The sequence below is a fragment of the Halorubrum sp. SP9 genome, assembly GCF_005435015.1.
Taxonomy (GTDB): Archaea; Halobacteriota; Halobacteria; order Halobacteriales; family Haloferacaceae; genus Halorubrum; species Halorubrum sodomense.
This window is the reverse complement of the sequence record NZ_SGXU01000051.1, coordinates 1-11,620: the sequence shown is the minus strand read 5'-3', so window position 1 is coordinate 11,620 and position 11,620 is coordinate 1. Positions and strand designations below refer to the sequence as shown.

The window sequence follows — 11,620 nt, the reverse complement described above, 5'->3', positions numbered from 1 at the left end:
TAGAACCACTGTGTGAGCCGCTGTAACCGTGACTCAGCATCTATTCAACACAGCACTAGAAAGGTGTTCTATATGCCTCGGAGATGAGACAGCTCGGGGGAGAAACAAGATCCATGGCTAGTCCCATCCATATCGTCGGCGGCGTTACAGCCGCCCTCGGTGCGAATGAGTTGTACAAACGCTGGAAGTACAGTCCACACGATCGGTACGTACTCAAGACTCACAAGAAGATCGCCAACGCGACGGGGAGCGACGCCTCGGTATTCGTTGATCTTCCGGGGAGGGGTATTGGTGGCACGAGAGGGGTCATTGACGATCTCAGTGATCTCAAGCCCGACCTCATCGTCAGCGATTTTCCAGATAGCCTCATCATAGAAGTCGAGGACGGGGAGGGGCTTCGTGACCGTGACCACGTCGTCAACCAGCTGAACGACTATCGCGCTAACGGCTACTCGCGCGCTATCGTCGTTCCGGATGACGATGACAACATTGCAACTGCTGAAGAGTATGCAGACGCCGCGGAGGGTACAGTCAACGTTGAGACACCGAGTTCACTGGGTGATTCTCTGCCCTAAACACTCAAGATATAGATTTAACCTTAATCTTAACCTTAGACATTCAGGACACCTTCTGCCCGGCCACGAGTCAGATTTACAACATCTCAACACATTCAATGAGCATGACCGACGAGGATTCTGCCGAGCACCTCGCCAACGAGATCGACTCCTCCAAAGTTACCCCTGGAACTATCTCGTTCCTTGCCGGGATCGATATTCCGACCCCCACGCAAGAGCTTGCTAAAGTTCTCGCCAACACACCCACATTGAGCCCTCCTGCTCTCAAACTCCTCGGTGAAAACAACGCATCGATGATGGGAATCACACAGGAATCCCAGCAGCTATTCCGTACACTAGCCGCCTTCCCAGAACTAACTATGTACCCAGAAATCGATGCGGTGGCATCGATGTCTTCCATCGCTAACCAACCAATTATCGACGCCCTCGCAGCCCTCAACGACCTCCCCGTGAACGTCTTCTCTACTGCAGTAACTGCATCCACAATCAGTGCGAGTACGTCACTATCACCATCACCTCCCAGTACTGAACCAGCTATCAAGTCGAACCCTGAGCAGACAGTCGACCCAACACATACCGACGTAGAGTACGACCTCCCACAGTCGGCTTACGTCAACACGACCTTTGCTATTGGTTCGTACGCAGCTCATCAAATCGATGGGCTCAGTGAGGAAGAGCAGAATTTTGCTGCGTACTTTATCGGGGGGTGCATAGCATTTGGCGTTGGGTTCATGTTTCTAGGATTGCCTACTACGATCCCATCAGCAGCATTTGGGAGTGGTGGCGCGCGAGTTTCTGTGGGCGCCTGGCGAGGGAGGAAACGGCGGCTAGAGGAAGACGGTGAAACCGACGATGGCTAATTCGGTTCTGGAGCTTCTATCAAAACTCACACCGTCTCGAAGTGGTCGTACTCGCGCTCAGTCGTGAGGATAGAGGAGTGACGGAGTCGGTTCCGGACATCATACAGCGTGTTTCCCTCCTCAACGCGTAGCATCCGCCACGCGACGCTGTGCCGGAGGGTGTGGGCAGAGACATCTTCGGGGCCCCCTCGCCCCGAGAAGCAGTACGGGCGAACACCAGCGCGGTGAGCCGCCCGTTGGACGACGTCGTTGATCCCCTTCCCAGTCATCCGGCCAGCCTTCTGGCTGGACACCAGCGCCGGCGCGTCGTCACCGCGAGCTTCGAGGTATTCTTTGAGCGTCGCGACGGTCCGCAGCGAGCCGTCTCGGTCGAGCTGGAAGGTGACCGGTGGCGGTTCACTATCGTTGGGGTAGCCCTTCTGGATCGACGTCGGGAGCCGGAGGAGTCCATCCTCGAGGTCAAGCATCGCGTGGTCGACGCGGGAGAGCTCGGCGCGGCGCAGGCCAGTGTCGTAGAGGAGGGTGACGATCGCGTCGTCGCGAAGAGCGTGGCGGCCGTCGTGAGCAGCGGCGCGCATCGCCTCAACCTGCTCGGGCTTCAACCAGTGTTTGTCGTCACCCATCCGTTGACGATGTCTCAGTAGCAGCGGTTTAATAATGTTCGATTCCGTTGGTAGATTCGAACATTTCTGTAGCCGATCTACTTTGAATCCGGTACCGTCTGGTAGTTTTGTCTCGTAGAAGGTGGTCCTCAGGGTGCCAACCCAGGGGTAGCGTGCCGATCTGAGCGGGCAAAATATGGTCTGATAAACTGGTAAATGATATATAATTTTTCAGGACTCCGGCGCGAGCGGTATGGTGAGGTCGTTGACTTACCGGATACTCATCTCACAAGCCGTGCGAGGAGGGTGGCCCCAATGAAGAGGGGGAACGTTATTGTATCTCTTCTAATACCTCTGGCCCCCTCAGTATCCGGAAGAATTGCTCGTACTCCGTCTCACTGACTACTTGGGACAGTGCGCGCTCTGCGTTCCTGTCGTCGATGATCAGCCCCACGGAATCGTGACCCTCAGACACTCGTATTTGAACAAGATTACCAGCGAATTTGGCGTCCGTTTTCGGGAGTTCATCTTCTCGCTTCTGTTCGAGCTTGGCTAATTCTCTGTGTGCTTCGTCAACCATCTCGCTCACGGTAGGGCCGTCACGAATTCGCGCACCGTAATCCGGCTCTGGAAGGGCAACAATCCAGTCCTCGTTACGTATTGGATCAAGCCAATCGTTGACACCGTAGGGACCAGCCCATTCCTTGTCCAACTCCTCGACTACTCCAGTGGAGACGTACAACTGCTTATCATTCGACTGAATGTAGTTGATTAGCTGTCGCCGTTCTGGAGTAGATCGCCCGATTCCACCCAAGACGCTCGAGTCAACGAGGAGTGCATCCGGGAGCGGGTGGAGGGGTGAAGAGTCAACTAATTTCGGCCGATCGCTCATTCCTGCTCAAACACGTACGGAGTGTTTCGAATCTTCCGATCATGTACGTCGTGTTCGAAGGAATCATCGATGAGCCCTGCTTTGACAAATAGGGCAATGATCGGCTCCAGCGCCTGCGTGATGCTGATAGCCTCGATCTCATCAACATTGAGGCGGTCTGCTGCTCCACGACGAGTCACCTCGCCACTGAGATATGCCCGTGTCTGCTCAACCGCCATCAGCAGCTTCGCCTTGCCGTGCCGATCAACGAAGAGTTCGATCTCACTGACCTCGCCGCTTGCACCGTAAGCGGCGATCGTAAGCGGGTCAAACAGTATCCGCGTCTCTCCCTCCCCAACGGGGAGAAATAGTGAATCAGTCCGGAGCTGGCTCTCTTTCCCGCTACTGACATCCTCGACAATGTCTAAGTTTTTGAGCTTTCCAACCCGCATTGAGGTTGTACTTCCGGCAAGATCGAGTCTACGCTCGATACTGCTGTTCGTAGTAGGCTGATTCAGCAGGATGTCAGTATAGACTCTGGCGATGTCGGGATTCACCAGTATCTCTGAGGCTGCGATAAAGGAGCGTGCGGTGCCCTCTTTCGAGCCGTTCTCGTTCGCAGCCGGGGCGTTTGTTACCACCATCGTAATTCATGATACGTGAACCGAGAACTAATATCTTGTGGCAGTTGTGTCGGACTGTATGGAGGCTCCGAAAATTGTTCCTAGATAACTAATTTGTAGATACTGGCATTTGTATTCACGCCTTAAGAGAGTATTTCACTTGAACGAATTAATCTTAATCTTAATCTTAAGACTAGTCTGATAGCTTCTCCCGGACAAACGGCTGCTAGCCGGGTACTAGGGCGGTGTCGGTGTTTCGTGGTTACCACCCAGTGGCCATGTTCCAGAGGAGGGCGACGTCAACGACACCGAGGATAACTCCAGCTAGTAGCCACGCATCAAGCGACGATGTGAGGTCCAAGATCGGGCCAGAAACTGCGAGTTCGAAGGCCGACGCCAAACTCGCCACCTCAAACAAGAGCACCCCGAAGATAGCCCAGAGTACAGTCGCACCAGCGGCGATGAGAAGCTTGCTCTCGCTCATCCTGGACGCCCTAGCGACACCCAGCTACTGTCCATCGTACCAGGGAGGCGCACCGAACGCATCGGCGTAGCAGTCTGGGTGACACGGCCGCTTGCGGTTGTCTGGCCACGCCCGGTCGAGTGGAACCTGCTCGCCGCAGAGCCCACACTCGGCGGTGTGGCCTGCCTGGCGAGCGTCTGGTGAGAGATTCCTTGCCTCGATGTAGAGCTCGTGGAGCGCCCACGGTGTGAGGCGAACGGCGACACGCTCAGCCGGCTCGGGATCGTCATCTGGTGTCGCAGCCGAGAGCGTAAGCACCCAGTCGTCACCGGGTTCACCGTCGGTCGCTGGCCCGAGGGCAATCGTCCCTGCGAGGTCGTCGTCGACGTAGTACCAGTTTGCGTTGCGGTCAACATGGTAGTGACCATCGGGGCGCGGATCCTCGGGATCGACGTCGTCGCCCATCGTGTGTCCTCGTTGGTCAGGCGTTCGCCTTCGGGCCCTGTCCGGACTTAGTCGTGAGCGGGAGGTCCGCGTCGATCTCGTCGTACCACACCACTGGGCGCTTGGCGCTCCCGTTCTCTTCGAGTTCGATGAGTCCGTAGTCAGCCAGCTCGTTCACATTGTCGAGGACCTCTGGTGGGTTCCGATCAACGAGGCGAGCGAGCTCGCGGATGCTCTCCGGCTCGTGTTCGACGATCGCCTCCAAGAGCTCAAGATTGGTCGAGCGGAAGACGCGACCGAACGTTTCGAGATTCTCGATCGAGAGTGTCGGCTCGCTGGGGTCGACGTCTTTGCCGGCGTCGATCGCCTCGAGGCGCTCTTCGAGGTCGCTACGGTCGGCGGACTTGATCTGAACGTGGAGTGTCTGGGTCATGGGTGGGTGGGGGTTGTGGGTCGGAATTAGTCGCGGGTCTGTACGTCGGTCACCGTAGTTGAACGGGCTACCAGTCGTCGCGCTTCTCTTCTGGGAGTGCCGCCCGCCAGGCGCGGAAGATCTCCGCAAGGCCGGGGTAGTCGATCTCGAAGGTCTCACCGCCGAGGTGGAGTTCGTGGACACCGTGGTGGTTGTCGAACCGGATGATCGGATCATCTGCGCCGGCTTCGCCGTAGTGGTAGGCGTACTTGATCCCGTCCTCGAACCGGTCTGAGGTCGGGACCGAAAGCACGCGTACCCGCGCAACGGTGCCGTCGGCGTAGGCTTCAATCTCGTCTTCAAGTCCGGTGACATCATCGCTCATCCACACACGTGTCGACGCAGCCTGTTCCGATAAGTGTTAGGGAGAACCCTAACAAGAGCAAAGGAACAGATAGTATCCATGACGGCAACATCGAGCGTGGCTAATGCGGTACTACTCGTCGTCGGTGTCGTCATCGACGAGACCTAGAAACTGTCCGTTACCTGTCTGAGCTACTGCCCGGCTGATGCCCTTCTCGAACAGATCCCAAGTATAGTTCGGCAATTGGAACGATATGAGTTAATCTTAACCTTAACCATAATATTAATATAAAACTCTTTCTACGATGTCTAGAGATTCTAAGTGGATCTCACGCGAGAAGAGCGCGAAATACTAGAATCAAATAGTCCTCGAACGCAGCGGTTCGATCACCCGTCGTGGTCAATATATTCGGCTTCCCATTCAGTCCGAGCTTCAATCTCTCTGGTGCCCCGGCGGGTAGTGGTGTACTCGTTGGTCCGCCGGTCCCGCTGACTTTTTTCGATGAGTCCCTTCTCAACGAGCGTGTCGAGGTTGGGATAGAGCCGACCATGATGGATTTCCTTTTCGTAGTAGTCCTCGAGCTCGTCTTTGATCGCGAGTCCGTGGGGGTCATCAAGTCCGGCAACTACGTATAGCAGATCGCGCTGAAACCCAGTGAGATCGTACATGTCGCAATTCTCGTATTCGAGTTTTGAAATACTACTGATCTGGTGACTGCGTGTCATAGAATATGTTTCACACCCTCTACGCAGTGCTTTTGAATGCTTCATCTCACGCTTGAGTCGGAGAAGTACCGTATTCCCGTCTCCATAGTCGGGCTATCGTGGGGTAGATGCTACAGCGGAGACCGGATCTCGGTGGAGAGTGTTTTCAGGTCTGCTGTCGCGAGCTTGTCGGTTGCGATAAGGCGAAGTCGGGGGCGACCGATGTCTAGTGGGACTTTTTCAGTCTCGATGAGGCCAGCATCTTCGAGTGCTGATTTGGCCCGTGAGAAGGTTGCTTTCGAAGCGATACCTGTATCCTCTCCCCATTTCGAGATGTCGTAGAGGAGGATCTCGTTGCGGGCTGCGAGGATGAGCATGATCTCGACGATACTGAGGTATTCGTTGCTGTTGGAAATTTCTTCAGCGTGTGCGAGGACTTCGTCGAGGTCGGCTGCGATATCGTCGCCGATCTCTTCTCGGAGCGTCTGTTTCACTACTGAGAGGGCAGGTGTCCGGAGGTGATACTGCTCGGCAGCCTCGAATCTGGAGTCGAACTCACCGTAGACTGATGAGACCAGCTCGGGGTCCGAGCTCGAAATACTGTGGTTGTCCATCACAGGGACTACAGCTTCAGACTCGGTTGTGAAGATGGTATTCTGGACTGGCTCCGTGAGCGTTCGGAGGCTGAGTTGCTCTCGGTGGATGAGTTCGGCGATCTTTGAGGCCGTGAGGAAACTGTAGAGGGCGTCTTTGATTTCATCTGAGTCTGCGAGCAGCCGGATCTTGGGCTGGTCCTCAACCGTTACTGCTTCCTCTGCGAAGGCTGCGATTTGTTCAGAGCGAGGATTGATATACAATGCTGGCTCGTCTCGTTCGGGAATCATCTGAGTGAAAATGTGTTGTTTGGTCATATTGTGTAATTTTATCGATATGTACTTAACAGATGCGATATCTGAGGATTGGACTACTGTGTCGGTTGCGGGATAGAGCTGACTATCCGTTTCGAGTACGCTCATAGGAAGCAGATTGTTGGTCGCAGTAGTGGCCCTCGATTCGGGGTAGTAGAATCCGGGATTCGACTACCGATAGGTCCGATTTCACGCTCAAACCGACCCCTCAGACACCAATTCTACACGGTTTTTAGTAGCGCCATCCAGTTAGGCCTACTATGCGACTCGACGACTATCCCGAACGAGACGGGAAGCGGGTCTGGCTCAGCCAGAGCGACAAGAACGATGAGGTCGCAGCGCTCATCGACGAGGCGAAGTCCCCCGAGCAGGAGGTCGCGTTTCGGCTCGGCGTTCAGGCTGGGCTCCGTCGCGAAGAGATCGCCACCGTCACCAGAACGACTTCACGCACGCCCCTGACGGGTTCCTACGCGTCTGGAACGACTACGCGAAGCGCGGGAAGTACCGCGAGACGCCGATCCCAAAGGAACTCGCCAGCTCGGTTCGGACGCTGTCGTACGAGGGCGCTCCCGACGAACCGGTTGTCGGCGTTGAGCCGAACTCGATCTATCGCTGGGTGAAGCGAGCTGGCGAGCGACGCTACGCAGCGACCGGTGACGAGGGATGGACTTACCTAGACGTTCACGACCTCCGGCGTACTTGGGGCGGTCATCTGCTATGGGACTGCGGTGTTCTTCCTGCCGTCGTGATGAGTTGGGGCGTCTGGGAAGACTGGGAGACGTTCCGGAACCACTACCTCGGAGAAATGAGTCCGGCAGCTGCCGAGCGAGAGCGGAAGAAGATCTCGTATGTTACGGGCGATGCCGGGTCCGACCCGGGTGTAGATCCGGTTTTCGAGCCGACGGTTCAGTCGCGTTCTCTATACTGATCTCTAGGCCTAATCGTAGGCCAATTTGTAGATGGCTCTTGCCCAACCTGGCGAAACAACTATTCGATATGTGACATAGGCTGCTACTAATTGCTGAATATAGAGGGTGTGGTCAGCACGGGAACTGCGTCTCTTCTATCTGAATGCTAAATCAACCGATAGAATTCGCTTGCGTGTTGGGTGCCGGAAGCTCTGTGATTTTAACGTATGTTCCGGTGACCATGCTGGGGATACATGTATCTGTTAGGTAGTGGTGTAAGAATGAGGCATATTTTAATTAGTTTGTACTTCAGATCGCGGAGTTAACCCCAGAAATCCAGCACATTATCGACTGCTCTGTCAACGAAACTTTCCTGATATCGTACGAGGAGTTGCATCGTCAATTCCTCGTCAGCAACAGTGTAGAGCGTCGTTCGGCCATCTCGAACCTCGGAGATAATCTCCTCTTCAACGAGGCGTGACACGTGCCAAGAAACCGTCGCTGGTGCCACGCCGACCTCTTCGGCGATTGCCCCATTTCGGGCCGTCTCCTCTTGTATCAAGAACAACAAGACATGGCGGGTCGTCTCGTATCGGAGGGACGACAGTATCTCTCGCTCTTCACTATCGAGTTCCTCGGCAACGAACAACCGACGTTTACCCTGATGGTCCTCGCTCATGAGCACGTCATAGTTTTCGAGCGTGTCGAGATGGTGTTGTAAAAGCCCGGTCTCCATATCGAGTTCGCGCTTCGCTTGGCTGAAGTGAACACCCGGGTTTGCTTTGACGTATTCGAAGATTTCCTTTCGCGTCTCTAGCTCAAGGATGTCTTCCTCGCCGTCTTGAGGTCGGCGTCTAACCATCTGCGTTTCGTCTCTGTGAGCCGGGTGTGGCGCGTGGGGATGTCATCGTGGCTGCCAGTCGAAGCGCCAGACTACTGTCGATAACAAGAGGAGTGCAATCCCGAGTGCAAACAGGCTCGTGAGCAACTCGAAGTGTGGGATACCTTCCTCGAAGAACTCGTCACCGACCTCTAACATGAGATCGGTTGCGAGTAGCGCTGCGAGCAGCGCAAGGACCAGAATACGACGGACCCGAGTGCGATAGTAGGCGAACGCGGTAATAAGAACCACGATCATCGTCACTAAGAGCGTGAGAGCCCGGATGAACGTTTCCGGTTCAAACAATTCAATCTCCGTCATATAATGAAATTGGGTGTGGGGGCTATCTAATTATTTGCCACGGTGGTCACACGTGACCGTTGGTTCTGACGGTCATATTATTGACCGACATCACAGTTTATTCGTCGTCGCTGTCTTCGTACTCATCTTCGTCGTCCATCTCTTCGTCTTCCCGCTCATCTTCGTCGGCTTCGCTCTCAGTTTCGAGGACCGTACCATCGTCTGCGTGGACGGCAACTTCAGTTTCTGAGCCGTTTGCCGTCACGAGTTCGACTTCGTAGACGGGTGCGCCATCCTCGGTTTCGAGTTCAACTTCGTCAACAGTTCCGTTGGCTTCGGCAGTTGCGATATCAATTGCTTCTTGCTCAGAAAGTGTGACGTTACTCTCCGAGATCGAGTCTTCGTCCATCTCCTCGTCTTCGCTCTCAGTTTCGAGGACCGTGCCATCGTCTGCGTGGACAGCAACTTCGGTCTCTGAGCCGCTTGTCGTCACGAGCTTGATTTCGTAGACAGGTACGCCGTCTTCGTTTTCAAGTTCAACTTCATTAACAGTCCCATTAGCTTCGGCAGTTGCGATATCAATTGCTTCTTGCTCAGAAAGTGTGACGTTACTCTCTGGAATTGAGTCGTCGTCATCAACGTCCGATACGAGTGATGATCCACTCCCTTGCGCGAATGCTACCCCGCTGCCGACAACGGCGAGCAAGGCGATTGCAACAACGGCACCTCCGATTATCTTCCGACTGTTAGATTTCATCAGTTTCGTAGCCTCACTACGACTATACGGGACCACGTGTAAAGTGTCGTTTGGTATATGAGTCTAGCAGTGGTACACGCCTCTAACAACTCATTACATCTGGAGTCTGTAGATAATCGTAATCGCTCTACCAGTCACATGTCATCCGATAATAGACATATTTGTTAATCTGGGACGTACATGAGGCACAGCGCAAGTTGGTCCGACAGCACTATCAATAGATTGAGTCTGTTGAATCTGTGATAAAATCAACTCGTGATAACGGCCTCCAGAGAGATTCCAAAACGTGCCGAGTGTAAGTCAAACACAGGCAATATACGGACTGTACTGAGCGATCACTCTCTCCCGTAGACCAACCTCGGTTCGTACCACATTCGCTCCCTCTATACAGCACGAGCGGAATTAACTCCACAGTCGCTGTCAGTAACCACATGACCGATAGAGTGGATTCACCGGCCCGAATGGAGTAATAAAAGTAAATAACAGTTGTTGTGGAAGGGTAGAAAGCTTATAAAAATAGTGAGAAATATGGTAAAGTTCATATATTAAATTCCCTGATATGCGATATGGGAGTAGATTCATATGAGCATATAGATACGATGCTCAAGAGCGTTCAAGAAGACGTGACGGATCCAGAGCTAAGATTCAAATTACGTACCGCACGTCAATTGTGCGGTATGATGAAAGAACATTATGTAGCGGGGCAAAAAGCGATTGAAAGAGCTAACATAGATGAAAAAACGCTTGAATCGCTCCGTGAATTAGGGTATCTGGACTGAGTGGAACGCTGTAGAAGAATTGCGCTCCGTATTCAGCAACGCTCTTCTGTAGGAGATTGTTGATACTGCTGAGCTGCTGCTGTCGAGTCGGAGAGGACAAGGACACCGCGTTAGTACCTAGGAGAAGTTCTGTAACTACTTCCCGTAAATATTACTGTAAAAAGCACTAGTGGTAGATTATGCCTCCTGAAGGGTATACGACAGTCACAATCAGCGATGAGTTGGCTGAGAAGCCCGGACGGATTATGGCCCGTCACGATCGCTCCAGCTACGCTACAGCGATCGAATATGCGGTTGATACAACCCTTGTTCAAGAGGACGAAATCACTGTACAGGAGTTGGTTCAGTTGCTTGCTCAACGAGCAGAAGAACTAAACTGATTCGCTTTACAGTATAAATTACGGTATCTATCTTCAAAACTTCTGCTAAGTACTACAGCGGTGTCCGACACGAATGGTTCCGCTCGATGTGTTTGGGTCGGAATCGGTCGCAGCGGACCTGTTACAGCAGGTTCGCTGGCGTGACGGCGTTTCCTGTCCTCGCTGCCGTCCTGACCAACCGGCGGCCCTCAGTGGCCGGCCGGGGCCCTCCGTGAGCGTCAGCTATCGCCAGACAGCGACCGCACCGCAGACACGTTCCGACCGCCTGCCGGTTGTGAGAACAGCAGATCCCCGGACGGCGTAATTATTTTGTCGTTAGACGTGGTTTGCCCGGGTAGCAGCGTTTCCATAGGTGAAATCCTATTTTTCAAATGATCTTGTATTGATAGCACAAGTCTAATACTTGTCGAGTCACACGAATATACTGTGTCTACACCGACTCAACAGGCGCCGACAGGGACTTCTGGGATGAACTCGCTCTCAACACTCGAGCAAGTCGTACTTATTCTGTTAGGCATCACAGCCGCAACACATCTGTATGCTGGTGTTATAGAGGGAGCGCCGCCAGTACTTCTTGCTGGTGTTGGCTTCATCGGGGGAATGCTCCTGTACGCACGAGGTGTCCGTCGCCATGGTCTCGCTATCGCCGCGATTCCGTATACAGCTGTCCAGATCCCATTGTGGTATATTGCCAAGGCGGGGAACTTCACCCTCGTTGGGTATGTCGATAAGATCGTTCTGCTCTGTTGAATCCGCAGAAGGCGACGGGATAGCGTCGCTCTGAAGGTGG

17 protein-coding genes and 1 pseudogene are annotated in these 11,620 nt (G+C 53.9%); 6 read left to right on the top strand and 12 right to left on the bottom strand.

The window, feature by feature from the left end:
- The first annotated feature begins 113 nt into the window (after positions 1-113).
- Positions 114-575, top strand: coding sequence for a hypothetical protein (locus tag EXE45_RS15745; protein WP_137694871.1), 462 nt, complete (start codon positions 114-116; stop codon positions 573-575).
- A 104-nt stretch (positions 576-679) separates the two neighbouring features.
- Complete coding sequence (locus EXE45_RS15740; RefSeq protein ID WP_137694870.1) at positions 680-1,435, top strand: hypothetical protein; 756 nt, start codon at positions 680-682, stop codon at positions 1,433-1,435.
- A 26-nt stretch (positions 1,436-1,461) separates the two neighbouring features.
- On the opposite strand, the gene EXE45_RS15735 is transcribed toward EXE45_RS15740, so the two are convergent.
- The 12 genes from EXE45_RS15735 to EXE45_RS15675 form a co-directional block, all read right to left on the bottom strand.
- The gene (locus EXE45_RS15735; RefSeq protein WP_137694869.1) at positions 1,462-2,058 is read right to left on the bottom strand and encodes a tyrosine-type recombinase/integrase; all 597 of its coding nucleotides are present in this window, start codon (positions 2,056-2,058) and stop codon (positions 1,462-1,464) included.
- Between the two features lie 310 nt (positions 2,059-2,368).
- Positions 2,369-2,929 carry a hypothetical protein gene (locus EXE45_RS21405; RefSeq protein WP_241989499.1) on the bottom strand — a complete coding sequence of 187 codons (561 nt, stop codon included), beginning with the start codon at positions 2,927-2,929 and terminating at the stop codon, positions 2,369-2,371.
- Positions 2,926-3,552: a hypothetical protein gene (locus EXE45_RS15725; RefSeq protein ID WP_137694868.1), complete on the bottom strand. Its 627-nt coding sequence runs from the start codon at positions 3,550-3,552 to the stop codon at positions 2,926-2,928. The genes EXE45_RS21405 and EXE45_RS15725 overlap by 4 nt, the downstream gene beginning before the upstream one ends.
- Before the next feature lie 241 nt (positions 3,553-3,793).
- Complete coding sequence (locus EXE45_RS15720) at positions 3,794-4,015, bottom strand: hypothetical protein (protein ID WP_137694867.1); 222 nt, start codon at positions 4,013-4,015, stop codon at positions 3,794-3,796.
- Positions 4,016-4,039: 24 nt separating this feature from the next.
- A complete protein-coding gene (locus tag EXE45_RS15715) occupies positions 4,040-4,459 on the bottom strand; it encodes a hypothetical protein (RefSeq protein ID WP_137694866.1) in 420 nt (139 codons plus the stop codon).
- A gap of 16 nt (positions 4,460-4,475) precedes the next feature.
- A complete protein-coding gene (locus EXE45_RS15710; RefSeq protein WP_137694865.1) occupies positions 4,476-4,871 on the bottom strand; it encodes a hypothetical protein in 396 nt (131 codons plus the stop codon).
- A gap of 67 nt (positions 4,872-4,938) precedes the next feature.
- Positions 4,939-5,235 carry a DUF6516 family protein gene (locus tag EXE45_RS15705; protein WP_137694864.1) on the bottom strand — a complete coding sequence of 99 codons (297 nt, stop codon included), beginning with the start codon at positions 5,233-5,235 and terminating at the stop codon, positions 4,939-4,941.
- A gap of 365 nt (positions 5,236-5,600) precedes the next feature.
- The gene (locus EXE45_RS15700; protein ID WP_137694863.1) at positions 5,601-5,882 is read right to left on the bottom strand and encodes a helix-turn-helix transcriptional regulator; all 282 of its coding nucleotides are present in this window, start codon (positions 5,880-5,882) and stop codon (positions 5,601-5,603) included.
- Between the two features lie 167 nt (positions 5,883-6,049).
- Positions 6,050-6,829 (bottom strand): DUF5821 family protein, encoded by a 780-nt coding sequence (locus tag EXE45_RS15695; protein WP_137694862.1) that lies wholly within the window; start codon positions 6,827-6,829, stop codon positions 6,050-6,052.
- Between the two features lie 1,227 nt (positions 6,830-8,056).
- On the bottom strand, positions 8,057-8,596 hold the full coding sequence (locus EXE45_RS15685; protein WP_094494464.1) for a winged helix-turn-helix transcriptional regulator: 540 nt from the start codon (positions 8,594-8,596) through the stop codon (positions 8,057-8,059).
- A gap of 42 nt (positions 8,597-8,638) precedes the next feature.
- Positions 8,639-8,935, bottom strand: a complete 297-nt coding sequence (locus EXE45_RS15680) for a hypothetical protein (RefSeq protein WP_137694861.1) — start codon at positions 8,933-8,935, stop codon at positions 8,639-8,641.
- 97 nt (positions 8,936-9,032) lie between these two features.
- Positions 9,033-9,671, bottom strand: a complete 639-nt coding sequence (locus EXE45_RS15675; protein WP_137694860.1) for a PepSY domain-containing protein — start codon at positions 9,669-9,671, stop codon at positions 9,033-9,035.
- 566 nt (positions 9,672-10,237) lie between these two features.
- On the opposite strand from EXE45_RS15675, the gene EXE45_RS15670 reads away from it, so the two are divergent.
- From EXE45_RS15670 to EXE45_RS15655, 4 genes and pseudogenes are all read left to right on the top strand, one after another.
- Positions 10,238-10,450, top strand: coding sequence for a hypothetical protein (locus EXE45_RS15670; protein WP_137694859.1), 213 nt, complete (start codon positions 10,238-10,240; stop codon positions 10,448-10,450).
- 179 nt (positions 10,451-10,629) lie between these two features.
- Positions 10,630-10,830 (top strand): hypothetical protein, encoded by a 201-nt coding sequence (locus EXE45_RS15665; protein WP_137694858.1) that lies wholly within the window; start codon positions 10,630-10,632, stop codon positions 10,828-10,830.
- A gap of 73 nt (positions 10,831-10,903) precedes the next feature.
- Positions 10,904-11,038 (top strand): annotated as a pseudogene (locus EXE45_RS15660) (transposase); the annotation flags it as partial.
- 260 nt (positions 11,039-11,298) lie between these two features.
- Positions 11,299-11,580 (top strand): hypothetical protein, encoded by a 282-nt coding sequence (locus tag EXE45_RS15655; protein ID WP_137694857.1) that lies wholly within the window; start codon positions 11,299-11,301, stop codon positions 11,578-11,580.
- The last annotated feature ends 40 nt before the right edge of the window (positions 11,581-11,620 follow it).